23 protein-coding genes and 1 pseudogene are annotated in these 25,609 nt (G+C 68.6%); 9 read left to right on the plus strand and 15 right to left on the minus strand.

Annotation, left to right across the window (positions count from 1 at the left end; genetic code table 11):
* Positions 1–6: 6 nt before the first annotated feature.
* Genes pcaDC through pcaH form a run of 4 tightly spaced genes read right to left on the minus strand, consistent with a single transcriptional unit; the run spans position 7 to position 3,880 of the window.
* Positions 7–1,194, minus strand: a complete 1,188-nt coding sequence (gene pcaDC, locus RR1_RS06125; protein WP_010837776.1) for a bifunctional 3-oxoadipate enol-lactonase/4-carboxymuconolactone decarboxylase PcaDC — start codon at positions 1,192–1,194, stop codon at positions 7–9.
* Complete coding sequence (gene pcaB, locus RR1_RS06130) at positions 1,191–2,522, minus strand: 3-carboxy-cis,cis-muconate cycloisomerase (protein WP_010837777.1); 1,332 nt, start codon at positions 2,520–2,522, stop codon at positions 1,191–1,193. Before pcaB ends, pcaDC begins: the two co-directional genes overlap by 4 nt.
* Positions 2,523–2,535: 13 nt before the next feature.
* A complete protein-coding gene (pcaG, locus tag RR1_RS06135) occupies positions 2,536–3,168 on the minus strand; it encodes a protocatechuate 3,4-dioxygenase subunit alpha (protein WP_010837778.1) in 633 nt (210 codons plus the stop codon).
* Positions 3,161–3,880 carry a protocatechuate 3,4-dioxygenase subunit beta gene (gene pcaH / locus RR1_RS06140; RefSeq protein WP_040772746.1) on the minus strand — a complete coding sequence of 240 codons (720 nt, stop codon included), beginning with the start codon at positions 3,878–3,880 and terminating at the stop codon, positions 3,161–3,163. Before pcaH ends, pcaG begins: the two co-directional genes overlap by 8 nt.
* Before the next feature lie 237 nt (positions 3,881–4,117).
* On the opposite strand from pcaH, the gene RR1_RS06145 reads away from it, so the two are divergent.
* Positions 4,118–4,864, plus strand: a complete 747-nt coding sequence (locus tag RR1_RS06145; protein ID WP_040772757.1) for a CoA transferase subunit A — start codon at positions 4,118–4,120, stop codon at positions 4,862–4,864.
* Entirely contained in the window at positions 4,861–5,508 is a 648-nt protein-coding gene (locus RR1_RS06150; protein WP_040772748.1) for a CoA transferase subunit B, read from the plus strand. Before RR1_RS06145 ends, RR1_RS06150 begins: the two co-directional genes overlap by 4 nt.
* A gap of 80 nt (positions 5,509–5,588) precedes the next feature.
* On the opposite strand, the gene RR1_RS06155 is transcribed toward RR1_RS06150, so the two are convergent.
* The 3 genes from RR1_RS06155 to RR1_RS06165 form a co-directional block, all read right to left on the minus strand.
* Positions 5,589–6,785: a 4-hydroxybenzoate 3-monooxygenase gene (locus tag RR1_RS06155; RefSeq protein WP_072713607.1), complete on the minus strand. Its 1,197-nt coding sequence runs from the start codon at positions 6,783–6,785 to the stop codon at positions 5,589–5,591.
* A 68-nt stretch (positions 6,786–6,853) separates the two neighbouring features.
* The gene (locus RR1_RS06160; protein ID WP_040775047.1) at positions 6,854–7,615 is read right to left on the minus strand and encodes an IclR family transcriptional regulator; all 762 of its coding nucleotides are present in this window, start codon (positions 7,613–7,615) and stop codon (positions 6,854–6,856) included.
* Positions 7,616–7,735: 120 nt separating this feature from the next.
* The gene (locus RR1_RS06165; RefSeq protein WP_010839918.1) at positions 7,736–8,737 is read right to left on the minus strand and encodes an NYN domain-containing protein; all 1,002 of its coding nucleotides are present in this window, start codon (positions 8,735–8,737) and stop codon (positions 7,736–7,738) included.
* A 121-nt stretch (positions 8,738–8,858) separates the two neighbouring features.
* Here RR1_RS06165 and RR1_RS06170 point away from each other — a divergent pair.
* Together RR1_RS06170 and RR1_RS06175 are read left to right on the plus strand one after the other, a co-directional pair.
* Positions 8,859–10,213: pseudogene (locus tag RR1_RS06170) on the plus strand (HNH endonuclease signature motif containing protein).
* 121 nt (positions 10,214–10,334) lie between these two features.
* Positions 10,335–11,081: an 8-oxoguanine DNA glycosylase OGG fold protein gene (locus RR1_RS06175; protein ID WP_040775074.1), complete on the plus strand. Its 747-nt coding sequence runs from the start codon at positions 10,335–10,337 to the stop codon at positions 11,079–11,081.
* 34 nt (positions 11,082–11,115) lie between these two features.
* Here RR1_RS06175 and RR1_RS06180 read toward each other — a convergent pair whose 3' ends face one another.
* Positions 11,116–12,402 (minus strand): dicarboxylate/amino acid:cation symporter, encoded by a 1,287-nt coding sequence (locus RR1_RS06180; RefSeq protein WP_010839922.1) that lies wholly within the window; start codon positions 12,400–12,402, stop codon positions 11,116–11,118.
* 237 nt (positions 12,403–12,639) lie between these two features.
* Here RR1_RS06180 and RR1_RS06185 point away from each other — a divergent pair, with 237 nt between their 5' ends.
* Entirely contained in the window at positions 12,640–12,891 is a 252-nt protein-coding gene (locus tag RR1_RS06185) for a hypothetical protein (RefSeq protein WP_010839923.1), read from the plus strand.
* Here the strand turns inward: RR1_RS06185 and RR1_RS06190 are convergent.
* A complete protein-coding gene (locus tag RR1_RS06190) occupies positions 12,860–13,801 on the minus strand; it encodes an NAD-dependent epimerase/dehydratase family protein (RefSeq protein ID WP_010839924.1) in 942 nt (313 codons plus the stop codon). The genes RR1_RS06185 and RR1_RS06190 overlap by 32 nt on opposite strands.
* Positions 13,802–13,830: 29 nt before the next feature.
* Here RR1_RS06190 and RR1_RS06195 point away from each other — a divergent pair, with 29 nt between their 5' ends.
* On the plus strand, positions 13,831–14,514 hold the full coding sequence (locus RR1_RS06195; protein ID WP_010839925.1) for a ScbR family autoregulator-binding transcription factor: 684 nt from the start codon (positions 13,831–13,833) through the stop codon (positions 14,512–14,514).
* Here RR1_RS06195 and RR1_RS06200 read toward each other — a convergent pair.
* Positions 14,502–15,422 carry a ScbA/BarX family gamma-butyrolactone biosynthesis protein gene (locus tag RR1_RS06200; protein WP_010839926.1) on the minus strand — a complete coding sequence of 307 codons (921 nt, stop codon included), beginning with the start codon at positions 15,420–15,422 and terminating at the stop codon, positions 14,502–14,504. The two genes, RR1_RS06195 and RR1_RS06200, sit on opposite strands and share 13 nt — an antisense overlap.
* Before the next feature lie 110 nt (positions 15,423–15,532).
* Positions 15,533–15,931, minus strand: a complete 399-nt coding sequence (locus RR1_RS06205; RefSeq protein ID WP_010839927.1) for a nuclear transport factor 2 family protein — start codon at positions 15,929–15,931, stop codon at positions 15,533–15,535.
* A gap of 79 nt (positions 15,932–16,010) precedes the next feature.
* Here RR1_RS06205 and RR1_RS06210 point away from each other — a divergent pair, with 79 nt between their 5' ends.
* The 3 genes from RR1_RS06210 to RR1_RS06220 all read left to right on the plus strand — a co-directional run bounded on the left by RR1_RS06210 (position 16,011) and on the right by RR1_RS06220 (position 22,029).
* Positions 16,011–17,795, plus strand: a complete 1,785-nt coding sequence (locus tag RR1_RS06210) for a pyruvate kinase (RefSeq protein WP_010839928.1) — start codon at positions 16,011–16,013, stop codon at positions 17,793–17,795.
* Positions 17,796–18,335: 540 nt separating this feature from the next.
* The gene (locus RR1_RS06215; RefSeq protein WP_081634254.1) at positions 18,336–19,973 is read left to right on the plus strand and encodes a cutinase family protein; all 1,638 of its coding nucleotides are present in this window, start codon (positions 18,336–18,338) and stop codon (positions 19,971–19,973) included.
* Between the two features lie 97 nt (positions 19,974–20,070).
* Positions 20,071–22,029, plus strand: coding sequence for an amidohydrolase family protein (locus tag RR1_RS06220; RefSeq protein ID WP_010839931.1), 1,959 nt, complete (start codon positions 20,071–20,073; stop codon positions 22,027–22,029).
* 7 nt (positions 22,030–22,036) lie between these two features.
* On the opposite strand, the gene RR1_RS06225 is transcribed toward RR1_RS06220, so the two are convergent.
* The 4 genes from RR1_RS06225 to RR1_RS06240 form a co-directional block, all read right to left on the minus strand.
* Positions 22,037–22,789 carry an ANTAR domain-containing protein gene (locus RR1_RS06225; protein WP_169847030.1) on the minus strand — a complete coding sequence of 251 codons (753 nt, stop codon included), beginning with the start codon at positions 22,787–22,789 and terminating at the stop codon, positions 22,037–22,039.
* Positions 22,790–22,922: 133 nt separating this feature from the next.
* Positions 22,923–24,170, minus strand: a complete 1,248-nt coding sequence (locus RR1_RS06230) for an enhanced intracellular survival protein Eis (protein WP_051111308.1) — start codon at positions 24,168–24,170, stop codon at positions 22,923–22,925.
* Positions 24,171–24,201: 31 nt separating this feature from the next.
* Entirely contained in the window at positions 24,202–24,630 is a 429-nt protein-coding gene (locus RR1_RS06235) for a hypothetical protein (RefSeq protein ID WP_143153732.1), read from the minus strand.
* Positions 24,631–24,748: 118 nt separating this feature from the next.
* Positions 24,749–25,543 carry an SDR family oxidoreductase gene (locus RR1_RS06240; RefSeq protein ID WP_010839935.1) on the minus strand — a complete coding sequence of 265 codons (795 nt, stop codon included), beginning with the start codon at positions 25,541–25,543 and terminating at the stop codon, positions 24,749–24,751.
* Positions 25,544–25,609: the final 66 nt, after the last annotated feature.

The raw sequence follows: 25,609 nt of genomic DNA on the forward strand, positions 1-25,609 counted from the left end.
TGGCTTCTATCCGTCACGTTCGGACGCTCCTCTGGTCTCGCTCGCCAGGTCGGCGAGCGCCTCCTTGCCGAGCGCGAAGGCTCGGTTGCTGTTCGGTACACCCGCGTACACCGCGGTGTGAAGGAATACTTCCATGAGCAGTTCTGGTGCAGTCCCTGCGCGTAGTGCTGCCCGTATGTGCATGTCGAGTTCGTGCTCGTTGCCGACCGCGGTGAGGATCGCCATCGTGAGCAATCGCCTGGTGGTGTGATCCAGTCCGTCCCGAGCCCAGATGTCACCCCACGCAGTGCGCGTGATGAAGTCCTGGAACGGCTCCGTGAACGGTGTGCTGCCTGCGGTTGTCCGCTCGACGTGCGGGGCACCGAGTACGGAGCGGCGTACCGTGGAACCGACGTCGCGAAGGACGCGTCGGGACATCTCGACCGAACCCACGGCGGCGATGTGACGCTCGATCAGCTGGGTGACGGCCCCGGCCTGCTCGACGCTGGCCAGATGTGCGCCGGGGGAGAGGATGTGCAGTTCGGCGCCCGCGATTCCGTCGGCGATCGCGCGCAGTTCCGGCACCGGTGTCGCCCCGTCCTGCTCGGCTGCGATCACCAGGGTCGGAGCGACGATGCGGGAGAGGTCGGCGCGGCCGTCCCATCGAGCCAGGGCCTCGCAGCATGCGGCGTAGCCCTCGTCGTTCGTCCCGCGCACCATGTCGACGTGGTGTGCAACGAGCTGGGAATCGCGTTGTGCGAGTTCGGGAGTGAACCAACGTTCGACGACGGAGTTCGCGACCGTTGCGATGCCGCCGCCGCGAACGGTCGCAGCGCGGTCGAGCCATGGTTGCGCGGGCGTGAACCGTGCCGACGTGCAGAGCAGGGTGAGCGCCCGCACACGTAACGGATGGTGCGCGGCGAGCCATTGTCCGACCGCGCCGCCGAGCGAGAGCCCGACGACGTGCACCTCGTCCAGCCCGAGTGTGTCGAGTGTTGCGAGCATGTCGCCACCGAGATCGGAGACCGTGTAAGGCCCGGCGGGGGCGGGGGAACCCCCGTGACCGCGGTGATCGACGGCTATCACGTGGGCGCGGGAAGAAAGTGCGCTGATCTGCGGATCCCACATGTGCGCATTCGACCCCAACGACCCGAGCAGGACGATCGGCGGAGCCGCGGGGTCTCCGTGTGTTTCGTGATGTAGTCGGACCGTCATCGATGTCCTCCGGTCGTGCGGGCGTCGAGGGCGCGGTCGACGAGCTCGGTGGCGTGTCCGAGATACTGGGTTGGATCGAGCAGATTCCGCAGTTCGTCGGCCGTCAGATGCTCGGTGATCGCGGGATGGCGGTCGAGTGGCACACCGGATGTTGCTGCGGCGGTGACGATGTCCCGAGCCGCGTCGGTGTGTTCGGCGAGTGCGGTGGCGACGCGTTCGGCGAGAATCAGGCCGCCGGTGATGTCGAGATTCCGCGACATCACCTCGGGATGGACGCGAAGACCCCCGAGGCTCGTCGCGAGCCGGTCTGCGGCGCCGGCGCTCAGCCGCATCAGGTCGGTCGTCGTCTCCCATTCCGCGTGCCATGCACCGGCTGCTCTGGAGAACTCGTGGTCCATCGTGGAGAGGATGGTCGCTACCAGACTCGGTACTCGGCGGGCCGCCGCGCGTGCTGCGATCGCGGCGACGGGATTCTGTTTGTGGGGCATCGCCGACGAACCACCGGGCGTATCCTCCGCCACCTCGCCGAATTCGGTCGATGCCATCAGTACCACGTCGGTGGCGGGCTTCGAGACGGATCCTGCGACGACACCGAGCGCGGCCGCGAAAGTCGCGAGGGGCGTGCGAGTTGTGTGCCACGGGACGCTCTGCCGAGCCAGGGCGAGTTCGTCGGCGAGCGCGTCGGCGAGCGCCATCCCATGCGGGTACACGGCAGCGAGAGTTCCTGCCGCACCACCGAACTGGACGGGCAACATCGACACCGCCCGCTCGAGTTGCGAACGGGCGCCGTCGAGTCCCGTGAACCACGACACCGCCAGTACCCCGAACGTCGTCGGTAGCGCCTGCTGGCCGAGCGTGCGCGCAGCCATCGGGGTGTTTCGGTGGAGTCGAGCGAGATCGGCTGCAGCGTCGGCTGCTGCCTGCAGATCTGCCAGAACGCGGTGCCCGGCCCTGGCGGACAACAACATCAGAGCCGAATCCATCACGTCCTGGCTCGTGGCACCGACATGAACGGCGGACGACGGGACGCCGTGCCCGGCAACCGCGGTGCGCAGGGTCTTCACGAGGGGAATCACGGGGTTGCCCCCGGCTTTCGACTGTTGGCCGAGGTCGGCCACGTCGAGGCCTCCGGGAAGGGAGAGACGGCCGGCGACCTGTGTCACGGTCGCCGCGTGAACGGCGTCGGTGAGCCCGACCGTCGAGGCTGCGCGACTGAGCGCGGCCTCGACCTCCAGGAGTGCAGACACCCAGGCTTGATCGGAGAGGTGCTCGGTGACGTTCGACTCGCCGAACAGGGGATCGAACAGTTCGCCGCGCGTGTTCGTCACGAGAGGCTCCTGGTCACAATTCGAAGAACGGCGTCTCGACGCCGTCGGGATCGTTGTCTTGAACGTAGACGGTGAGGCTGTAGCCGTCGTCCGTCTTCGTTGCTACCAGTTTGGTGCGCTGCGAATCGGGCAGCGAGGCCAGTACCGGATCGGTAGCGTGTGCGGCGGTGTCCTCTGGGAAATACATGCGCGTGAACAGGCGGTCGAGCATTCCACGAGCGAAGATCCCGAGGTTGACGTGAGGTGCCTCGACGGTGTCGTCCTCGGCGGGGAGCTCGCCCGGCTTCACGGTGTGGATCGCAGCAGTGCCGGTCGCATCGGTGCCGGCGCGAGCGAATCCGCGGAATCCGGCCGGGGTCGGTGTCGCCGAGCCCCTCGGGTCGTCCGGGTGCGCGAACCGGCCCGCGGCATCCGCTTGCCACGTCTCGACCATCGCATCGGCGATGGGTACTTTTTCGCCGTCGATCATTGTGATGAGCAACGTGATCCGACCCGGCACTCCCTCGGGGACCGCGTCCGGCCCGTCCTTCCAGGGGAGTCCGATGTGCCAGTACGGGCCGACCGTCTGTGATGGCGTGACGCCGTACTCGGCGGTGGTGAAGTCGCCCGGTGTGACCGGGTATCGGGGGGCGGCCTTGTCACTCATCGTGGTCCTCGTCCTCGAACGGTGTGGAATCACGTCCACGTAGGACGATGTCGAAACGAAATCCCAGAGCCCAGTCGGCAACTGTGGCGTCGTAGTCGAAGACGCTCACCATCCGGTGCCGGGCTTGCGCGGGAACTGCGTTGTAGATCGGATCCTGGAAGAACAGTGGATCGTCGGGGAAGTACATCTGAGTTACGAGGCGTTGTGTGAACGCGGTGCCGAACAGGGAGAAGTGGATGTGCGCCGGGCGCCACGCGTTGTCGTGATTTCGCCACGGATAGGCGCCGGGTTTGACTGTCGTGAACGTGTAGTTGCCGTCGCGGTCGGTCACGCAGCGCCCGACGCCGTCGAAGTGCGGATCGAGTGGCGCGGGCCAGTTGTCTCCGGTGTGGCGGTACCGGCCACCGGCATTCGCCTGCCACACCTCGAGAAGTGCGCCCGGAACAGGCGTCCCGCCGGCATCGAGTACTCGGCCGTGCACGATGATTCGCTGGCCCTGTGCCTCACCGCCGTTCGCCTTCGTGAGATCGGCATCGCCAGGGAGCACTCGCTCCTCTCCGAACACGGGTCCGGTGAGTTCGCCGAGTCGCTGCGGCATCAGCACCAGGGGCCGACGCGGGCTGCGGAGTCCCGTGGTCCTGTAGTCCGCGAAGTTCGGCGGCGCGTTCACCTGAGTGCCGAGTGGCGGGTACTGCGGGGGTAGTCGAAACATGTATGCACCTCGGGCGGTTGGTGGGCATGGTCGGCGAAGGCGCCCGAACGGAGGAGCCCGACGGCGGGTTGCCGTATCCGCGGTCTTCCCCGGAACACGCTGTTCGCAATGTGGACGATGTGCCGTTATGTGAACAAGGTAGAGCCTCTCAGGCCCCGAATCAACGCCGGAGGCGTCGTGTTCACTATGCGGACGAGGGTTCACAATACGCACAGTGGGTCGTATGCTGACCGCATGATGGACAAAGTCAGCGCCACACCGGCCGAAGCAGTCGCCGACATCTCCGATGGCTCGACCGTCGCGGTCGGGGGATTCGGCCTGGTCGGAGTGCCCGAGATTCTCATCGGCGCCCTGTTGCAGCAGGGCGCGAAGGAGCTCGAGACGGTGAGCAACAACTGCGGCACTGATGGTTTCGGGCTCGGCGTCCTGCTGGCGAAGGGCCGCATCCGTCGAACGATCAGCTCGTACGTCGGCGACAACAAGGAGTTCGCGCGTCAGTATCTCGCTGGTGAACTGGAGGTGGAGTTGACGCCGCAGGGCACACTCGCAGAACGACTTCGCGCCGGTGGGGCTGGCATACCCGCGTTCTTCACCCCAGCAGGGGTCGGTACCCAGGTCGCCGAGGGTGGCCTCCCCCGTCGCTACGACTCGCGCGGCGGCGTCGCTATCGCGAGTCCACCGAAAGAGACCCGTGTGTTCGACGGCGTCGCCTACGTCATGGAGCGTGGGATAGCGGCGGACTTCGCGCTGGTCCACGCCTGGAAGGGGGATCGTCATGGCAACCTCGTGTATCGGCGAAGCGCGCGCAACTTCAACCCCGTGGCGGCGGCCTCGGGGCGCATCACCATCGCGCAGGTCGAGCATCTCGTCGACCCGGGTGAGTTGGATCCGGATGCTGTCCACACTCCTGGGATCCAGGTTCAACGCGTCGTCCCGGTCGGAAGAGTCACGGTAGGAATCGAGAAGAGAACGGTGCGAGCATGACTCGGGTAGCGCCCCACAAACTGACCCGCGAGCAGATGGCCGCGCGCGTCGCACAGGAACTGACCGACGGCCAGTACGTCAACCTCGGTATCGGCATGCCTACTCTGGTGCCCAATTACATTCCCCGTGACGTCACCGTCGTTCTGCACTCGGAGAACGGCGTGCTCGGGGTCGGGCCGTATCCGACCGAGGACGAACTGGATCCCGAGTTGATCAATGCCGGCAAGGAAACTGTCACGACGTTGCCGGGCGCTTCGTTCTTCGACTCTTCGCAGTCGTTCGGGATGATCCGTGGCGGCCAGGTCGACGTCGCAGTTCTGGGAGCGATGCAGGTGAGTGCCACCGGTGACCTGGCCAACTGGATGATTCCCGGCCACATGGTCAAAGGAATGGGCGGCGCGATGGACCTCGTGCACGGAGCCGAGCGCGTCATCGTGATGATGGAGCACGTCTCGAAGCGGGGTGAGCCCAAGATCCTCGACGAGTGCACACTGCCGCTCACCGGTCGGTCCTGCGTGCAGCGAATCGTCACCGACATGGCTGTTCTCGACGTCGTCGACGGCGGTCTTCGACTGGTGGAGACGGCCCCCGGAATCAGCGTCGACGAGGTCCTCGCCGCGACCGGGGCACCGATTCTCCGCTGACAGGTCGTCCGAGCGGCAGCATCCCCGAATGCGTTGCCGTACGCGCGGTGTCGGCCACCTGGCACCGCGCGTACGACGGGCTAGGCGTGCGGCCATCCGGTGTAGCTCTCGGCAAGATGCTGCTGCGCGTAGCGGGAGTTCGCGACAGTTGCCAACTCACCGAGGGCGCGTTTGCGCTCGAACGGGGAGGCGTCCTGGCGGCTGTGGAGGATGTTGGTCATCCAGTACGAGAAGCTCTGGGCGCGCCACACTCGTCGAAGCGCGGTGTCGCTGTAGGAGTCGAGGAGGGCGCGCGAGCCGGTGCGGTGGAACGAATCGATGGCCTCGAACAGTATCCGCACGTCGGCGAGTGCGAGGTTGAGTCCCTTCGCCCCCGTCGGGGGTACGGTGTGTCCTGCATCGCCGGCCAGGAACATGTTGCCGTATCGCATCGGCTCGCACACGTACGAACGGAACGGGAGCACCATCTGCTCGAAGATCGGGCCGCGCTGGAGCCGGAGTCCATCGGGACCGTCGACGCGACGCTGGAGCTCGGCCCAGATCTCATCCGCTGTCCACGCCGACGCGTCGGCGGCCGGATCGCACTGGAAGTACATGCGCTGCACCGTTTCACTGCGCTGGCTGATGAGTGCGAAACCGTGCTCGGAGTTGGTGTAGATCAACTCCGGAGCGCTGGGTGGCGCTTGTGCGAGGATCCCGAACCATGCGAACGGGTACTCGATGAAGTCGTCGCTTCGTTCGCCCGCGGGGATGGATCTGCGGCAGATGCTCTGTGACCCATCGGCTCCCACCAGAATCTCGCAACGGATCTCGGCGGGGCTTCCGTCGGACTCGGTGAAGCGGATCTTCGGCGTACGTGTCGTATGGTCGTGCACCACGGTGTCGGTGGCACCGAAACGGACGTCGCCACCGTCCCGTTCGCGCGCGTCTGCGAGGTCGATGAAGACCTCGTTCTGTGGGTAGAGCCAGACCGATTCGCCGACGAGATCGAGGAAATCGATACGGTGGCTCTCGCCTCCGAATCTGAGGTCGATACCGTCGTGCCGATGCCCCTCAGAGAGGACGCGCCCGTTCACGCCGCTGTCGGACAGTAGCTTGACGGATCCGTGTTCGAGGATGCCGGCGCGATGCGTGCGCGCAATCGCGTCGCGATCGCGGTTGTCGACGACGATGTTGTCGATACCGGACTTGGAGAGCAAATGCGAGAGCATCAGGCCCGCGGGGCCGGCGCCGACGATGCCGACTCGGGTGGTATCGATCCGATGGGCTGAACTCATGCGTCCTCCGCGTTCGTACTGTGGCGTGTGACACATCAGTCTGGAAGATGAGGCGGCTCGGTCCATCATCAATTCTCATTGAATGAGGAAGCGGAGTCCTCGTCGGTAGCGCGTGCAATTCCGCGGGCGGCGGCCCTGAGCACCGCGATGATCGCGTGCGGAGTCGTGCCCGTCGGCACGACCACTCCGATCGCCGCGACCGCGTGCTTCGTTCGGCCGAGTACAGGAACTGCGATGCCGGTGGTTCCCGCGTCTTGGAAGCCGTCGAGGCTTGCATAGCCGCGGGCGCGGACCTCCGCGAGCGCACGGCGCAGACCACCTGGGAAGAGTGCATCGGCATCCTTGTGTTCGCTCAGGTAGCGCTCCTGCGCTTCTTGGGATGACAGTGCGAGCATCGCCATCCCCATCGATGTCTCGTGAACGCCCATCCGGAACGCGACCGACGCCTGATTGACCACCGAATGCGGCGACGAGAGGCGTTCCAGAACCAGAACCTCGCCGTCACGAAGGACGGCGAGCTGGGTGTGCTGTTCGACTACGGACTGCACATCCTGCAAGAAGGGCAATGCCGCGTCGTGGAGGTCCCGCGCCGGGTAGCAGCGGGTGACGAGCTCCCACAGTCGAAGGCCGGGTCGTATCCGACCGTCGAAACTCCTGTCGAGAAAGCCGTGCCGCACCATCGTGTCGACCAAGCGGTACGCGGTCGCCTGCGGCAGATCCGCCCGCCTGGCCAGCGCACCTACCGTCAGCGACGGAGCGGAAGTGTCGAATGCCTCGAGGATTCGCAGCACGCGTTCGAGCACCGAGTCACCGGAGCGAGAGTTGGCCATTCGACGATTGTGCGTGACCACTGAGTCGCTCGTAGCCGGGCAGGACAGGGAGATCCGTGGGAGCGGTGGCCGAACGTCCTGTCCGGCTGCACGCCGACGACGGTCTGGCGGTCGCCTCGCTCACCGGGCGACGTGAATCTCCCAAAAGCGTGAACGGAGTCGGTAGCGGATGCCTTCGTCGAGGTCGTACTTCTCGGTCGCCTCCGACGCGTCGAGCAGGAGGGCGCGGTCGATGGCCGGGGGAATGTACGGGCGGGCGCGGCGGAGATCCAGCAGTTCGTCCGCGGTAGCGCTCTCCCGGAACGACGCGAGCACCCGAGCCACGACGTCGTCGATCACCCGATCCTGCTCGCTCGGAACATCGGTATCCGTGTCGATGTACTCGGGCGGCGCCTGGGCCGGCGCGCCCGACGAGACGCTGTACACAGGAACGCTTTGTGGGCGGGGTGGTTCTTGAATACGCTGTCGCCCAGCGAGATCCAGTGGAGTACGGACCGCGGGGCGCGGACTCTCCACTGTGGGAACGGGTGCCGCCGGCGGAGCTGTGAGTGCCGGCGGGGCAGGCGGTGCCGGTCGGTCGACCTTCACGACCGCCACATCGACGCACGCGCCGTCGATCGTGTCGAGATCGTCGGCCGCACGAATCAGATGCCGGCTCACACCGTGCGGCCTCCCGGCGCTGTTCGGCACCCCGAGAACGACGACCTGTACACCGTGCATCTGCGCTTCCTCGACGGCCTCGGTCAGGTCGTCGTCGCCCGAGACGAGGAAGAAAACGTCGGACGCTCCGTTGCGGGCGTGCGCGACGAGATCGAGCCCGATACGGAGATCGACGCCCTTCTGTTCTCCGTTGACCCCGAACCGGCCGAGCCGAAGCTTGACCTTGGGGAGCTCGCCGATGCGCTCCTGCTGCCGATCCGCGACGCCGTCCCTGGCGGAGTCGTACCAATGGACGCGAAGAATCGGTAGCCCGCATCGTGCCTCGGCCGCTGCCACCAACGATCGGATCAGTGCCGCGTAGTCGACGTTGATTCCGCTGCGAAGGGAGGTGCCGGTGACGCGCGTGGCGACGGACGCGAGCAGGTAGCCGGTGTCGATGTAGAGCGCGCACGTCGATCGCATGGGCAACTATCGCACGTCACACCGACAGCCCGTGCTCGCACGGCCGCCTCTCCCGAACCACTGTGATGCCCGTGCGATTCGACGACGAAGTGTGTCGGTGGGTGGTTGTAGTGTCGTACTCATGTTCGATTCGGGTGGGGGCGGCTCGGGAAACGGGCTGGTAGACGTGGCGGGACTGGTCGAGTCCAAACGTGCGCTCGCGTGTGCGGAGTATCGGCAGGTTCGGGCGATCGGGGCGTTTCATGCAGCGCGCGTGGCGGCGGAAGCGTCCGGATCGGTGGGGATTCCAGGCGAGTCGGCAGCGAACGAGGTCGCGCTCGCACTCGGGATGAGCGAGGCCGGGTGTGGTTCGCGATCACGCTGTGCGAGGACCTCGAAAACCGGCTGCCGTTGACCGATGCGGCGTTCTCGGTGGGTGAGTTGGATCTGGCGCAGGTCCGCACGATCCACAACCTGCTGCAGAACCTCTCCGACCAGAAAGCTCGCATCGTGGAAGCGACCTTGTTCGCTCGCGGGCCGATCGACCGGCTACCACCAGCCCGGCTGAGCGGGCGGCTCCGTCGTTTGGTGGCGCGCTACGACCGGGACGGGTTCGCGGAACGCTCGGCGCGGGCGAAGGAGCAGCGGTACATCTCGGTCAAGCAGTGCGACGACGGGATGGGGTTCCTCTCGGGCGAACTCCCCTCGCTCGATGCGGCGACGATCTGGAACCGGCTGAAGGAGATGGCCATCGGCGACGGGTGCGCCGGTGACGAGCGGTCGATGCCGCAGCGTCATGCCGATGCACTTGTCGCTCTGGCCGATGGGAGTGGGCGGCTCACGTGCGGGTGCGGGCGTGACGACTGCGCGACCGCTGTCCCGGCTGCGGGCAAGCGTGGCCCGTTGGCGCAGATCGTCGTGAGCGACGGCTCGATCGGTTTCGGGTCGTTCCGCGGTGGCTCGGTCGGTGGTGGGTCGTTCGGTGGTGGAGCGACGGGCACCGACGCCGAGGGCGTTCCCGGCGGCGGTTCGGCAGCGATCCCGAGCATCGGTTTCCTGCCTGGTGTGGGTCCGCTCGATCCCGAGACGGTGCGCGCAGCGATTGCGCACTCGGCGACGCAGCGGATCCACGTCAGTGCAGTCGATCCGGTCGAGTCGGCACCGGACATCGCGGCGTTGCGATACCGCATCCCGCGTGCCCTCGCGGACCGGATCCGCGCCCGTGACGGGGTGTGCCGGTTCCCGCACTGCCCGGTCCCGGCCTCGAGCTGCGACATCGACCACACGGTCCCGTTCGACCACGAGAACCCCGAGCAGGGCGGCAGGACCGAGGAAGCGAACCTCGCCTGCCTCTGCCGACGGCACCACCGCTGAAAAACCCAGGGCCGCATGACCGTACAGCAACTCGGCGACGGGCTGCTGCGCTGGACCATGTCCGACGGGCAGGTCTACGACACCGAACCCGACTCGCCCGTGTTCTGGGCAGCGGGAGCGTGACACCACAGACCGCCCTGAAACTGCGCGCCCCGAACTGCGCGACCGCGAGCACTGCGCGTCGCGGGACCTCGTGCTCGTCGAACGGGGTGCCGGTGTCGGTGGAGGCTGCCATGATTCGTTCATGGATCTCCGCGACGAGGTGCTGACGGTGCCGGACGAGTGCGTGCAGTGGTGTGCCACCGAACCGCACGACGTCGCGGTGCTCGACGACACCGTTGCGATCGACCTCGACTGGTGGAACCGCCGACTGGAACGCGACGAGATCCCGGTGCAGTTGCGTGGCCGCGACGAGGACGGCCGCGTCGTCGAGTCCGGTCAGGCGTTCGTCCGTCGAGACGAGCTCGCGCCAGGCCCGCTCGCCCCGACCGACCTCGAGTCGCTGTATCTGTGTGCGGCCTGGCTGTACTCGCATCGCGACCGCAGCCGAGCGCGCCGCTTCGTCGACGTCCGCAGCTGGCGGACGCCCGACAAGCCGTTCGACGTCATCACGGCGGCCTTCGAGACCTGCCGCACGCGCCCGTCGCTCCTCGACGGCGGACCCTTCCGCGAGTGGTCCGGCTGGCCGAAGGCGCCCGGCGTCGGCCGTCCGCTGCTGTCGCTCTTCTGCTGGGCGACGTACGACGCCGGCGGCGAACGTCCGCAGCTCCTCGACCAGCAGGCGGTGGCGAGCCTGATCCGGCACGGCTGGATCGGCAACCCCGTCGCGGGCAACTTCACCGTCAAGCAGTACGTCCGCTACACCGACCTGCTCCACGACTGGGCGCGGCGAGCGCGCACGACTCCCGAACTCGTCGAGATGTGGCTGACCCGCGACTGGCGCCGGCGCGTCGCCGAGGCCGACGATCGCCGACGCCACCACCGGCATTGAACGCTCCCGGCACCTCCCACCGGCCAGCCGCTGCTCACTCCACCTTGGTGAGTGCATCCCGCTCGTCGTCGGGGTCCGGGTTCGGCGACGGCGCCTTCTCGTCGTTGTAGATCTCGCGGTCGATCTCGTCGTCGGCATCGGCCACGAGCATCGCGACGAAGGTGTCGCCGTTGACGTTGAGGAAGGTGCGGAAGATGCCGGTGAACCAGTCGACGGCGATGAGCAGCCCGACGGCCTCGATGGGCAGGTCGAGTGTCGTTGCGAGAAACAGTGCGACGACGGGGAATCCGCCGGGGACGGTGATGGTGCCGAGGTTGAGCAGGATCGCGAGCGCCATGCCGAGTGCGACCTGGCCGATGCTCAGCTCGATGTTCCCGGCCTGGGCCAGGAACATCACGACGATCATGTAGTTGAGGACGGCGCCGTACGATCCCATCGTGAGTCCCACGGACAGCGTGAAATTGGCGATGCGCGGGCTGACGCCGATGCGATCGATCGCGGTCTCGAGCACGGTCGGGAACGTGACTGCCGAACTGGTCGTCGTGACGGCGATGGCGGTCTGCCGCGCCAGCTTGGCGGGAAGCTTCGCCGGAGAGAGCCGAGTGCGCACGGCGACCACGACGACGAACAGTGCGAACAGGATGAGGACGCCGAGGAGCGTGGTCCCGAGGTACTGCAGGCCGGTCGTGACGACGGAGATTCCCGCGTCTCCCGCGAGCGCGGCGAGCAGCGCGAACACGCCGATCGGCGCGATGTACATGACGAGCCGGATCATGGTGAGCACGATCTGCTGCACCTGCTCGACGAACGAGAGCACGCGATCGTCTCCGGTCTTGCCGACCTGGATGCGCAGCGCGATCCCGAAGAGCAGCGAGAACACGATGATCGGAACCATGGTCGCCGTCGACATGGCGTCGAAGATGTTGGTGGACACGAAGTTTCGCAGTGTGTCCTGCCAGCCGAGCGATTCCTGGGCGCTCTCTTCGAGCGTCGGGTCGAGTTCGCCGGTGAAGGTCATGCCGTCGCCGGGGCGGATCACCGTCGCCAGCACCCACGCGAGCGCGGCCGCGATCGCGGAGAAGCCCAGCATCCACGCGAAGGTGCGAGCGGCGATGCGCCCCGTGCCGGCGCCGGTCATCGAGCCGGTCGCGACGATGACGGAAGACATCACGAGCGGAACGATCGCCATCTGGATCAGGCGGATGAAGATGTCGCCGACGAACTGGAGGTTTGTCGCCCACTCGCCGACCGCGAGCCCGAAACAGATGCCCGCGATCGCCGCGATGCCGATCTGCACCGCGGTGTTCTTCAGAGCTCGCATGTGTCCGTGTCCCCTTCGTGGTGGTGTCGTCTGCGCGGGATGCTAGGGCCGTCGTGTTGTGTCCGTGTTGCACGGTGATTGCCGTCGGTGTGCCCATACCCTGCGGGCGAAGGTTCGGGGTCTTGCGAGGTACCCGCGATGTCGTTTATGGTCGCTTCGAAACCAAGCCGGTCGACCGGTTATGTTTGGAGGCAGTGGTGAGAACCGACCGAGACGACGGCAACGGGCGGTAGCACCGTGTACGCGTCGAGGGCGCAGCCGAACGACACCACTTCCGGCAACTGGAAGGTGGAGTCGAGGCCCTACGGCTGCGACATCGTGGTCCTACCCGGAGAAGAGGTGTGGGTCCTCGGTGATGTCGGCATGGTGGTGGTTCTCGGCGGCCGCGCCGTCGTCGAGGGCGACGTCGGAGAGGTCGTGTGGCTGGCCGACGGTGACGTCGTCGTCACCGGCACCGTCACGAAGGGCGCCGGATGCCGGTCGGATTGATCGAGGGGTTCGATCCGGCCGCGCGCACACCGACCGCGCGCACGCCGACCGCGCGCATGATGGCCGTGGCGTCGTACGTGTGCTCCCGCCCCAGCAGATCGATGCTCCGCTCGGGCACCGCCCGCTCGGCGGCGATCGCGAGTGCGCGATCGAGCGTCACACTCCGCTCCGGAATCGTGAACGACGGATCCTCCGCCGCGGCGCGTTCGAGCAACGTCCTGATGCGCAGCGGCTCGGGGTCGGCCGCATGAAACACAGCGGCGGCGGGCCAGTCGGGCGTGAGGGCGAGTCGGACGACGAGTTCTGCGAGACGGGTCGCCGAGATCGTCGACACCGGGACGTCGCCGTCGTCGATCACAGCGCCGAGCGCACCGACGAGGCGCTTGAGTCCCGGCAGCAGCCACCGATCCTGCTCACCCGTGACGAAGGCCGCACGCACGACGGTCCCGCCCGCCGCGAGCACGGTGTCCTCGGCTTCGGCCCGGCTGGCGCTCACGGGGCTCACGGGGTCGCGCACCGCGTCCGATTCGTGGAGCATGGAGTGAGGACCGAGGCCGTACACGCCGATGGTGCTGAGATAGAGGAGCCGCGGCGGGTGTGCGAGAGTGCTCAGGGCCTCGACGAGGTTGCGGGTTCCCTCGGCGTTCACTCGTTGTGCGAGAGTGGGGTCAGGCCCCGTGTAGGAGACGGCGTGCACCACGACGTGTGCTCCGTCTCCGACACCGCGCAGTGTCGCGGGGTCGGTGACGTCGAGACGCGGAGTCGTGGACCGTGCGCGGCCGTCGACGCGAATCCCGGCACCACGGAACTGCTCGGTAATGTGCGTGCCGAGAAAACCGGTCGCGCCCGCGACTGTGGCATGAAGCTCATCGACGGTGGTGAGGCTGTCGTTCAACGGAATCGGTGACACGATCTTCCTTCGGTACGAGGGGGCTGGCAGTGGCGGTACAGGCTCGAGGCAAGTTCACCCGCGCGCAGATCGTTCGCGCTGCCGCGGCGATGTTCGACAACCGCGGGTACGACGGCGCGAGCCTCTCGGACGTCGTCGACGAGGCGGGCATCACGAAGGGCGCGCTCTACTTCCATTTCAAGTCGAAGTCCGAGCTCGCGAGCGTCGTCATCGACGCGCAGCGCCGGATCTCGATGGCGGCGCTCGATCAGATCGTCGAGGAGCACGAGATCAGCCCGATCGGGCAGATCGTGATGATGTCGCAGGAGCTCGGCCGGCAGATCCGCTGGGAGCCGATCGTCCGGGCAGGCATCCGGCTGACCCTCGAACTCAGCGCGACGTCCGGGCCGCAGGAGCCCTACGACGACTGGCTCGAGCGGTGCACCGAACTGCTCGGCGCCGCCGAACGCATCGGTCAGCTCGTTCCCGGGATCGATCACGCGCGCACCGCGCGTTTCGTGATCGGTGCCTACACGGGCGTGCAACTCGTGTCGAACGTCTACACCGGCCGCACCGACCTCGAGGGGCGCATCGACGACATGTGGGCGATCGTCCTGCCGTCCTTCCTCCCCGAGGATCAGCACGACACCATCCCCTCCCTCATCTCGTGCCGGTGGCGGCCGTCCACCGGCGAATCCCTGCTCAGCGACGACTTCCTGGATCAGTCGAGCTGAACCCTGCCCGACGCGCACACGGCGCCGTCCTGCTCGACCCTCGCGCGCAGGACGCCGGGCTCGCCGGTCGGCCGAACGCTCACGAACGCGGCGGCGTCGAGTTCGACGAAGCGGTGGAACGAGATGTCGAACGACTGGATCAGCGCGTGGGGCCGGCCCTCGTGCATGCGGCAGGCCTGACGGATCGCTTCGAGCGTGACCATTCCGGGCAGGTGATCGCTCGGGTGGTCGAACAGCACCGGGTGCGTGATGTCGACGCGGATCGGCCACTCGTCGCCGCGCCGCGGACCCACCACGACGTCGGCGGGGCGCGCGACGCCGACGTCGGCTGCCGGTGCGGGGTCGATCCGGATCGCGATGCGCGGCGTGCTCGTCCGGCCGCCGCGCATCCGTGAATACGCCTCGGGGTTCATCACCGCGCAGTAGCCGCCCGCGGAGCCGGCGGGGCGGTCGTCGAGAAACAGGTCCGCGGCGAGGGCGAACCCCGCGACGGTGCCGCCGCGCTGGGCGACGTCGGAGAAGGTGGCGCGCATCGCGAGTCGCGCCGGGACATCACGCATTCGGAGCGCTGCGGCCTCGCACGTGAAGCGCAGCGCGGAGATGACGAACGCGTGGCCGGACGGCACGTCGTGGACGCGGTGGCCGAGCATCGACGCGGACTGCCGGAACGCCTCGACGAGAAGCATCGGATCGTGCACGCCGGCGACGGGACGATAGAAGCCGTGCAGGCGCGGTAATTGTGCTGCGACCCAATGGGTGTCGGTGTCGTCGGTGGGGCCGGAATCGGTCAGCAGCACCTCGGCCACCGCGGCACGGTGCACGAGCGAACGCTCCACCGTGCGCTCCCACGACAACCATTCGGGCGCGCGCCCCACCGGTGTCGAACTGTCGACGGTCTCCACCACCATGTGTCCCCCTCGTCGCCAATTGCGCATCACAGTTGCACATAAGAACCGACGCCGCATCTGCACACCGGGCCCTCGTCGCGAGGTGGGTGGCGGGCACGAGAGTCCGCCCGTCAGGCCTCGGCGACGGGGGTCGTGTGCGACGCGACGCATCGCCACCCGGTGCCGGTACGGATGTAGACGTCGGTGGTCCATTCGTCCGCGTCGAAGCGCCGGCCACCGAATTCGGCGGTGTTGGTGACCCGCGCGGTACGCACGGCGGTGTCGCCGTGGATGCGGATACGTTCGGTTCCCTCGACGGTCGCCATGGCGTTGTGGACGAGATCGCCGGACGCGACCAGATCGAGGAACGTTCCTCTGCCTCCCACGCCGTCGCCGTCGACGAGTACCCAGTCCGGGGTCACGAGCGCCGAGATCGCGTCGGCGTCGTTCGCGACTACCGCCCGTTCGAACTCCTCGGCGGCGGCGTGGACGTCCGCGACGTCGTCGCCGGGGACCGGGGGCTCGGACATGCAGACATGCTCGCACCCGGCATCATCCGGCGTCCGCGAAATCGTGCAATCTGTGCGGTGTGTGGTGGACCATGGCGGAATGACGTCGGGACGAGTACTGCCACAGCAGCTCGAGGCGCTGCGGGGCGAGATCGCGGACTTGCGGGAGGTCGCGCTCGCGGCGGAGTCGGAGGCCGCCGAGGCGATCGCGGCCGTTCACCCGGATCACCGCGCCGCGGCGGCGAATCTGGTGCGCTACCGGGCACTGCGCAACCGCGATCTACGTGATCTGCAGGTGCGGCTCTCGCGGGCGGGGCTCTCGTCGCTGGGCCGCATGGAGTCGGACGTGATGCGCAATCTCGACGCCGTGCTCACGATGCTCGACCTCGTGGCCGGCAGGCCGGGCCCAGGCGACGACGAGACGCCCGAGCCGGGCGTCGAGCTGTTCCACAATGCCGCCGCACTGCTCGGTGGGACGCCCGACGATCGCAGTACGCGGATCATGGTGACGATGCCGAGCGACGCCGCGTCCGACGCTGCGCTCGTGAAGTCGTTCGTGACGGCCGGGATGGACCTCGCGCGCATCAACTGTGCGCACGACGGCCCCGACGAGTGGGCGGCGATGGCCGTCCACGTGCGGTCGGCGGGCGAGAACGTGCGGATCGCGATGGACCTCGGCGGTCCGAAGCTTCGCACCGGTCCGATCGAGCCGGGGCCCGAGGTCGTGAAGATCAAGCCGGGCCGCGACGCCGCGGGGCGCGTGCTGACGCCGTCGAGCGTGTGGCTGGGGCGTGCCCCGCTGCACGCGCACGACCGGGCCGTGCCCGTCGTCGACGAGGGCTGGGTGGCACGTCGCGTCGTGGGCGAATCGGTCGAGTTCCGCGAGGCGCGGGGCCGGCGCCGCGCGATGTCGGTCGTCGAGGCGACGGGCACGGGCGTGCGGATCGTCGGCGATCGCACGAGCTACCTGATCCCCGGCACGGCACTGGCGGTCGGTGACGACACGACCGTCGTCGGGGCGTTGCCCGCGACGGAGCAGGCGCTGCGGATCAACAGGGGCGATTCGATGGTGCTCACGGCGTCGCAGGTCCCGACGAAGCCCACGACGGACGGTCGTCACCGGATCGGCTGCACGCTCCCCGAGGCCTTCGGCGCCGTGCACGAAGGTCACCGCGTGCTGTTCGACGACGGCAAGATCGGTGGCGTCGTGACGTCCGCGTCGGCCGAGGAGATCCACGTCGGGATCACCGCCGCGCCGATGGGCGGCACGAAACTCAAGGCCGAGAAGGGCATCAACTTCCCCGACTCGTCGCTGCCGATCGCGGCGCTCACCGACGAGGACAAGGAGGATCTGCGCTCCGTCGTCGCTCTCGCCGACATCGTGGAGATCTCGTTCGTGCGGTCGGCCGACGACGTGCGCGAGTTGTTCGACCTGCTGGAACAACACGGGGGTACCGAGTTGGGCGTCGTCGTGAAACTCGAGACGGTCGCGGGTTTCGACGCACTGCCCGACGTCCTGCTCGAGCTCATGCGGTGGGAACGCATCGGCGTGATGATCGCCCGCGGCGACCTCGCGGTCGAGGCCGGTTTCGAGCGGCTGGCCGAGGTGCAGGAGGAGACGCTGTGGCTGTGTCAGGCGGCGCGCGTCCCGGTGATCTGGGCGACGCAGGTCCTCGATTCGCTCGCGGACGCGGGCGTGCCGACGCGCGCGGAGGTCACCGACGCGGCCCAGGGCGAGCGTGCGGAATGCGTGATGCTCAACAAGGGGCCGTACATCGAGCAGGCGATCGGTGCGCTCGACGACATCCTGCGGCGGATGCAGAGCCACGTCTACAAGAAGAATCCGTTGCTGCGCCGGCTCGGCGCGTGGCAGATCGGGAGCTGAACGCCGCACGCGCCCGAAGACCGAGGTCTTCGGGCGCGTGCGCGGCGAAAGCTGTGGTCAGAGACCCCCGAGCAGCAGGTGCAGCAGATCCCCGACGATTCCGATCAGTCCTGCGACGAGTCCCATGTGACGTTCCTTTCGAGTGAATTGCCTTGCCACCCCGCGGTTTCGGGGACGAGGAGAACGTTATGCGGCGACGGTTGCGTGGCGGTTTCGCGTTGTTACCCGCGTGTGCGGTCCCCGCCCCCGCAGATCACGTATCTGTGACGCCACGACACACTTGTCGCAGCCGATTCGGGCGATTCGTGCAGAACCGATACAGAACCATCCGACCGGTATCTCCGATTCCGGACGGTGGGTATGCACGCCTTCGTCGTGACCGGATCGTGACATTCGGGCGCGTGACGTCCTGCTCGATCTGTAACGCGACGTGCGGCGCGGGCGACTATCGATCGACAGCGCGTGCCGCTCCACGCGGCGCCGTCGTACGGCCCCACCAGGAGCCGATACTCAGGAGCCGACAGCTATGAGGCCGAGATCATGAGTTCGCATCGACCAGCCCATGCCCGCACAGCACCCGACGGCGGGACCGGCTCCAGACGGTTGCTGCGCACCGCCGCACTTCCCGCCGCGCTGGGCCTGGCCGTGATGCTCCTCGCCTACTGGGCGATCGCCCCGCAGGAACCGACCCGCCGGGACACCCAGCTCACGTCGTCGGTCACCGAGTGCCGCGAGATGGTCACCATCTCGATCGCGGGACGCGGCGACGCGCCGACCGATCACACCAAGATGCTGGTGGACGCCGCGGGCAACCCGCTCCCTGCAACGCTGTCCGACGACTATTCGAGCGAGTGGCTCGATCCCGTCGTCAACGCTCCCCGCGACGCCGGTGCCGACGCCGCCGCCGTCTACATCGCGTACCCCGCGAACATGAACTCCTACGACACCGCCGTGCAGCAGGGCGTCGAGAACGCGTCCGCCGTCATCCGCTCGATCAGCCAGGCGTGCCCGGGCACCCGATTCGCCATCACCGGCTACAGCGAGGGCGCCGACGTCGCGCGCCGCGTCGCGATGGACATCGGCAACGCGCAGCCCGCCGCCGACGGCCGGTACGCGATCGTCGATCCTGCCTCCGTCGTGGGTGTCGTCATTCTCTCCGACACGGGACGCGCGGTCGGCGACGGCCCGTTCCCCGGCGCCGAGAATCCGTTCGGGAATCCCGACGGCTTCGATCGCGAGTACCAGCGCCACACCAATCCCGCGGGCGGGCAGGGCGCGATGCCGGACTCGGCCGGTGGCTTCGGAGCGCTCGACGGCAGGGTCGCGTCGTTCTGCTCGGACGGCGACCTGTTCTGTGCTGCGCCGCAGAACATCTCGCTGCTGCAGCTCGCCGTCAACGTCGGCCGGCAGCTCGACGTCGACGGACTCGAGCAGCAGGGCCTGACCGAGGCGACCGGCGGCGGCGTCGCGCTCGTCGTCGGGCGAATCGCGCTCGACGCACTCGCCCGGATCGGATCCGATCCGAACTGGATGGCGAGCGACGAGACGTTCCTCGACGTCCTGCTCGAGGTCTCGACGCCCGGGTACGACGGCAGCGCCGTCACCCCCGTCGCGCGCGACACGATCGAGGCGGGCGAGATGGCCGGGCTGTCCAATCTGCCGCGCAAGCTGATGAACGAGATCGTGAATCTCGTCGTCACCAACCAGAACACGATTCCCGTCGTCATGAGCGACCCGTACCAGCTGACCCTCGGCTGGAAGGACGGACACCACTTCGACTACTGGCGTGACGCGAACGACGACCGCCCGCTGTCGTCCGCCGACTACGCGGCGCAGTGGCTGACCTACCTCGCGCAGCAGCCGCCCGCCGAGCGCGCGACGCTCGTCGCCGCGACGAGTGCCGCCGACGCGACGTCGACCACGACCGCACCCACCACGACGACCACGACCACGACCACGACGACCACCACGGTGCCGCCGTCCTCGACGCCGCTTCCCGGCGACGTCGTGCCGCCCACCGAGACGGTGCCCCCGGTCGACGGCGTGCCGACCGAGATCATCCTGCCGACGATCACGGACGTCCCCACGAGCCCGACGACGCCGGTGCCGCCGAGCGGCACGCCGTCCCCGACGACTCCCCCGACGACCACGACCACGACTCCGGTTCCGTCGCGCTGACGGAACCGGTTGACATCAGCCTGCGCGGAAACGCTGTGCCCACGCCCGCCGAGTGTCACACTCTCGCGATCACCGGATAGAGGGAGCGGGGAGGCTCATGCGGCGTCGTGGGATCGGTGGCGTACGAGCGGGACTCGTGCTCGCGCTGGCGTGGGCGAGTGCCGGGGTGTGGTCGCCGGCGGCGGTCGCGCAGCCCGTCGGCGACCCGGCGCATCACCTCGCGGGTAGTTGCGTCACGGTCACGGGTGCCGACGGGACTCAGGGGATCGACGGGATCCGGGGGACCGACGGCCTCGAGGGGGTAGGCCCCTTCGCCGCCAAGGCATCCGGGCTCGGCCGCTTCCTGTTCGCCGCCGCCACGGGCGAGCTGATCGTCGCTACCGCCGAAGGCGCCGCGCTCGGCGGCCTCGCGCCCGCCGCGGAGTGGACGGTGACGACGCAGCCCGGAGGTGCGTACACCCTCGCGTCGACGCTCCCGGACGGCCCAGTGCTGGCCGGCGTCCGGCTCGAGCCCACCGTGGGATGCACGCCCTTCCCCGAGGCCGAGATCGGTGTCGAGGGTGAGCCGTTCACGGGGACGAGCGCCGACGGCAGCGTGCGCGGATTCGCGGATTCGCACGCCCACCTCACGGCGCACCTGTTCCTCGGGGGCGCACTGCACTGCGGCACACCGTATTCGCCGCTGGGGGTGACGGTGGCCCTGCAGGACTGCCCGGACCACGGCGACGACGGGTGGCCCGCCGTCGCCGAGCACGCCCTGTCGCGTCCCGGGCCCCACGACACCACCGGGTGGCCGGATTTCCCGGACTGGCCGGCCGCGCACTCGCTCACCCACGAGCAGAGCTACCACCGCTGGATCGAGCGGGCGTGGCGCGCGGGATTGCGCACCGTCACCACCTACTACGTCCAGAATCGTGTTCTGTGCGAGCTGTATCCGCTGGGCGACGGCACGTGCGACGAGATGGAGTCGGTGCGGATCCAGCACCGTGAGCTGCTCGCGATGCGCGACTACATCGACGCCCAGGCAGGCGGTCCCGGCCGCGGCTTCCTGCAGATCGTGGACTCGGCGGCGCAGGCCCGCGAGGTCGTCGCCGCCGGAAAGCTCGCCGTCTTCCTCGGGATCGAGGTCTCCGAGCCGTTCGGGTGCGCGCAGCGCGGCGATGTTCCCGCGTGCACCGAGGCGGACATCGATGCGGGCCTGGACGAGTTGCAGGACATGGGAATTCGTCAGGTCGTCCTCACGCACAAGTTCGACAACGCCCTCGGCGGAACACGTTTCGACCAGGGGGCGACGGGCGGCGCGGTCGAACTGGGCCAGGTGATCGCGACCGGGCACGGCTGGCAGACGGAGCCGTGCGACGGCGAGCAGCAGGACAATCCGACGCTCTCGGCGGGCGGCGACGCGGCATGCAACGTGCGCGGCCTGACCGCGCTCGGGGAGCACGCCGTCACCGCGATGATGGACCGCCGGATGGTCGTCGATCTCGATCATCTCGGGGTGAAGACGGCGCGCCGCGTCGTCGAACTCGTGAACGAGCGGGGGTATCCCGGCATCGTGTCGTCACACACGTGGACCGATCACGCGAACTACCGGAGCATCCTCGACCTCGGTGGTGCGGTCGGGCTGTTCGCGACGACGGCGGAGGCGGAACCGGGCGAGCGTGGCCGTCACGGCGACATGCCGCCCGACTTCGTCTCGGCGTGGCGGATCCTGCGCGAGCACGCCGACCCGGATCGGTTCTTCGGACTCGGTTTCGGGCCCGACATGGGCGGTCTCGGAGCGCAGGCACCCGCGCGGCCGTCCGCCGCGTCGAATCCCGTGGTCTATCCGTTCACCGCGGCCGACGGCGTGACCGTCGTGGATAGGCAGATCACGGGAAACCGCGTCTTCGACGTGAACGTCGACGGCACAGCGCATTACGGCCTGCTGCCGGACTGGATCGAGAGCGTGCGCGTGCAGGCGGGCCCCGACGGCGACGCGATCGTTGCCGATCTGTTCCGCGGCGCGGAGGCCTACCTTCGGATGTGGGACGCGGTCGACGCGCCGGTGCGGTGACGCGCCGTCACGGCCGGGGATGCTGCGGCGCGACCTCGGCGACGAGATCGTGCGCGACGTCGGCGAGTTTGCGGTTCGTGTGCTGCGACAGGTCGACGAGCCGTGCGAACGCCTCGTCCGGGCCGCACGTGTGGCGAGTCATGAGGATGCCCTTGGCCTGCTCGATCGAGGCGCGGGTCTCGAGCGCCCGGCGCAGGTGCGCGTTCTCGTGGAGGGCGTCGCGCCGCGACAGCGCGATCCCGGGCATCACCGACACGACGCGCGCGAGCGTGTCGGAGTCGATCGCGAGCGAGTCGGCGTCCTCCGCGGACTCGACGGCGGCCGCGAGATCACCGACGAGTTCCTCGTGTGCGGTGATGTCCTGCGCCTGCTTCCGCACACCGACGACGGTGCCGCCGCCGTCCACGACCGGCGTGTTCACGATGTTCCACACCTTGCGGACGAAGGCGTCGCCGTCCGGGGTGGGCACGTCGTAGCGCAGCGCCCACAACCGATCGGCCCGGCCGCGCTGGAAGACACGCTCGAACGATTCGCGCTGGCGCGCGGGCCCGACCCACCCGCCGCCGGGCGCGGCCGGGAACGCGACGAACGCGTCGACACCCACGAGCGAGTGCGACGTGCGGTGCGTCGCCGCCTCGAACTCGGGATTGACCCCTGCAATCCGGAACTCCGGGTCGACCACCATGTGGGCCGAATACACCGGGGCGGTGAACGCTGCCGCTCGACGTGCGGCGGCAGCCGCGGTTGGAGCAGAGGCCATACCCATCACTCCTCGGGTCGGGGGAGCGGCGCGTACGTGCCGACGTTACGCGCCCGCCCCGGCCCGTGCACCGCGATGGGCGAACGGACACCGAGGTATTCGTGGACACCGAGGGATTCGTGGGCGTGCTCGCTCAGAACCCCCAGCCGAGGACGGCCGGGCGGTCGGAGCAGAAGGCGTTGTCGAGCGCGGTCAGCTCGGCGGGATCCGCCGCCCACAGCCGGTTCGCCGCTGCGTATCCCCGTGCGCGGTGCGCGCCGAGATACATGCCCGCGAGGACATCGATCCGCATCCGGAAGCGGGCGGGCGCGTCGGTGCGTTCGCACGACGCGCGCCCGCCGCTGATCTCGAGCGCGAAACGGCCACCCGCGTCCAGAAACGGATCCTCGACCTCGACGACCGTCGACAGATCGACCGCGTAGCGCCGCAGCCGCAGCGCCGCCGGAACGTTCATGATGCGCAGCCACAGGTCGTCGGTACGCGAGACGGTGCGCGGCAGGCGGTAGTCGGTGAGCAGCAGCCGCAGCGGGTCGTCGGGATGTCCGTGAGCCTCGATGCGGTCGGTGAGATCGAGCCCGCACAGCGTCCGCCACAGTGCGGCGTGCGCGTCGTTCGTGACCGTCACGAAGTCGGTGACGAGCGCGACGAGCGCGTCGTCCTCGCCCGGCCTGCGCGTGTTCTTGTAGCGGTAGGCGGCGTAGCCGTCGGGATGGACGAAGAAGAACAGCGCCGTCGCGCCGCCGCGCGTCTCCTGGGAGTCGGCGAACATCCGCTCCCAGTACTGCTCGGGCCGCGCCTGCGCACCCGGGGTCACGAGCCGCCAGCGCTCGTAGATCTCGGGCAGCAGCGTGCGGGCCGTCTCGGCGTCGACGATGCGGACGCCGCCGGGATCGGGCGTCGTGTCGAGGAAGCGCGCGAACCGCCGATCGAGCGAGACGCCCGCCGAGACCGTCGCGGGGCCGTAGCCGAAGCGGCTGTAGATGCCGCCCTCGCTCGCGGTCAGCGCCGAGATCGGGGCGCCCGTCGCCGAGATCCCCTCGTGCAGGGCGGTGAACATCGTGCGGAGGATGCCGCGGCGGCGGTGGGTCGGGGCCACCGACACCCACGTGATGCCCCGGGCCGCCACCTGCTCGCCGCCGGGCACCGTGAACTCGAGCGGAAGATGCATCGCGACACCGACCGGGGTGTCGCCCTCGCGCGCGAGGAGAAGGTCGGCGGGATCGACGAGCGATCGCCAGAACGCGCTGTGCTCGGCGGCCGGGTAGTGGCCGAAGGCGACGGCGTCGAGTTGCTCGACCGTCGGCCAGTCCGCCTCGGTCGAGGTGTGGACCGTGATCTCGGTCTTTCCGGCGGTGTCGCTCGAGCTCGACGGATCTGTCATGTGACGATGGTTCCACACCGCCCGGTCTCGGTCACACGGTCCGTGGGTCCGTGCCGCCCGGGGTGTCGAGCGCGGTGTAGGCGGCGTCGAACGCGTCGACGAGCCAGGGCGCCGTCGCACTCGCGAGTTCGATGTCGGACGTCCGTCCCGAGACTGCGCGGAAGACCCGCACGAGCCACGGCCGGCCGGCGTCGGCCGCGGACGACTCCTCGTGATCGACCTCGCGGGCGAGGACGTACCGCGAGAACTCGAAGTCGACGCGCACCTCACCGGACGGTGTGATGCGGGCGGGCCGCTCCGACGCGACGGTGAGGGCACGCACGGCGTCGCTCAGTGCGTCCTGCGCAGGGGTTTCGCGCGGTGCGGGGGTTTCGTGCGGGGTCGGCTCGTGCAGAGCCGGGTCGTGAAGGGCGAGGTCTCGAAAGGCCAGGTCTTGAAGGGCGAGGTCTCGAAGGGCCACGGTGCGGTCCTTTCTCGGCGGCGACGGCACCTACTTTCTCGCCCGGACATGTCACGTTCGGCGCATGAAGATCACGAAAACATAACGTCGCATCACGAATGTATAACGGCGTTCCTGGTCAGGTGCCGGACAACTGCTTGTTGACGAGGCGCACGGCCCACGCCGGCCCGAACCGCGAGCTCGCGAGCATGAGCCTGGCCTGCCGCCCCACCGCGAAATGCACCTGATGCGTCAGCCGCGCGAGCAGCGACGGCGCGACGGTGGCACGCACGAGCGTGTCGGCGACGTCGTCCACCGTGAGCCGGACGCCGAGCGATCGCGTCGTACCGGTGTCGAGCGACGTCGTCATCGCGGTGTCGACGAACAGCGGCCACAGTGCGATGACCCGGATGTCGTGCCGGCGCCACTCGAGGTCGAGGGCCTCCGTCAGCCCCCGGACCGCGAACTTGGTGGCGCTGTACGTCGCGAGTTCGGGCTGGCCGTAGATCGCCGACGCCGAACACAGGTTGACGACGGTCGCCCCCGGCGTGCGGCGGAGCGCGTCGAACGCGGCGTGCGTCCCGACCACGACGCCGCCGACGTTGACGTCGACCTCGCGGAGCGACGCCGCGAGCGGCACGTCCTCGAAGGCGCCACCCTCGAGGATCCCCGCGTTGTTGACGAGGACGTCGAGCCGGCCGAACCGGTCGGTGAAGGCGGCGATCGCCGCGGCGAACCCGTCGGGGTCGCGGACGTCGAGCACGCCGGTCAGTGTCTGCGCGCCCAGTGCCGTGATCTCGGCGCCCAGCCGTTCCAGTGCGTCCGCGTCGACGTCGTAGCCGCCGACACCCCATCCGCGCCGCGCGAACGCGAGTGCCGTCGCGCGCCCGATTCCCGAGCCCGCCCCCGTCACGAACACCGCACGATCGGCCATGGCGGTCAGGCTAGTCGCGGATGCGGATATCGTGTGATCCCCGGCACCCGGCGCGGCGCGACCAGG

Source organism: Rhodococcus rhodnii NBRC 100604 (genome assembly GCF_001894925.1).
Lineage (GTDB): Bacteria > Actinomycetota > Actinomycetes > Mycobacteriales > Mycobacteriaceae > Rhodococcus_F > Rhodococcus_F rhodnii.

Excerpts from the sequence above, each read along its gene's own strand:
- pcaDC (WP_010837776.1), bottom strand. The coding sequence starts at position 1,194 with ATGACGGTCCGACTACATCACGAAACACACGGAGACCCCGCGGCTCCG.
- pcaG (WP_010837778.1), bottom strand. The coding sequence starts at position 3,168 with ATGAGTGACAAGGCCGCCCCCCGATACCCGGTCACACCGGGCGACTTC.
- pcaH (WP_040772746.1), bottom strand. The coding sequence starts at position 3,880 with ATGTTTCGACTACCCCCGCAGTACCCGCCACTCGGCACTCAGGTGAAC.
- RR1_RS06145 (WP_040772757.1), top strand. The coding sequence starts at position 4,118 with ATGGACAAAGTCAGCGCCACACCGGCCGAAGCAGTCGCCGACATCTCC.
- RR1_RS06150 (WP_040772748.1), top strand. The coding sequence starts at position 4,861 with ATGACTCGGGTAGCGCCCCACAAACTGACCCGCGAGCAGATGGCCGCG.
- RR1_RS06155 (WP_072713607.1), bottom strand. The coding sequence starts at position 6,785 with ATGAGTTCAGCCCATCGGATCGATACCACCCGAGTCGGCATCGTCGGC.
- RR1_RS06160 (WP_040775047.1), bottom strand. The coding sequence starts at position 7,615 with ATGGCCAACTCTCGCTCCGGTGACTCGGTGCTCGAACGCGTGCTGCGA.
- RR1_RS06165 (WP_010839918.1), bottom strand. The coding sequence starts at position 8,737 with ATGCGATCGACGTGCGCGCTCTACATCGACACCGGCTACCTGCTCGCG.
- RR1_RS06175 (WP_040775074.1), top strand. The coding sequence starts at position 10,335 with ATGGATCTCCGCGACGAGGTGCTGACGGTGCCGGACGAGTGCGTGCAG.
- RR1_RS06180 (WP_010839922.1), bottom strand. The coding sequence starts at position 12,402 with ATGCGAGCTCTGAAGAACACCGCGGTGCAGATCGGCATCGCGGCGATC.
- RR1_RS06200 (WP_010839926.1), bottom strand. The coding sequence starts at position 15,422 with ATGGTGGTGGAGACCGTCGACAGTTCGACACCGGTGGGGCGCGCGCCC.
- RR1_RS06205 (WP_010839927.1), bottom strand. The coding sequence starts at position 15,931 with ATGTCCGAGCCCCCGGTCCCCGGCGACGACGTCGCGGACGTCCACGCC.
- RR1_RS06210 (WP_010839928.1), top strand. The coding sequence starts at position 16,011 with ATGACGTCGGGACGAGTACTGCCACAGCAGCTCGAGGCGCTGCGGGGC.
- RR1_RS06215 (WP_081634254.1), top strand. The coding sequence starts at position 18,336 with ATGAGTTCGCATCGACCAGCCCATGCCCGCACAGCACCCGACGGCGGG.
- RR1_RS06220 (WP_010839931.1), top strand. The coding sequence starts at position 20,071 with ATGCGGCGTCGTGGGATCGGTGGCGTACGAGCGGGACTCGTGCTCGCG.
- RR1_RS06225 (WP_169847030.1), bottom strand. The coding sequence starts at position 22,789 with ATGGCCTCTGCTCCAACCGCGGCTGCCGCCGCACGTCGAGCGGCAGCG.
- RR1_RS06230 (WP_051111308.1), bottom strand. The coding sequence starts at position 24,170 with ATGACAGATCCGTCGAGCTCGAGCGACACCGCCGGAAAGACCGAGATC.
- RR1_RS06240 (WP_010839935.1), bottom strand. The coding sequence starts at position 25,543 with ATGGCCGATCGTGCGGTGTTCGTGACGGGGGCGGGCTCGGGAATCGGG.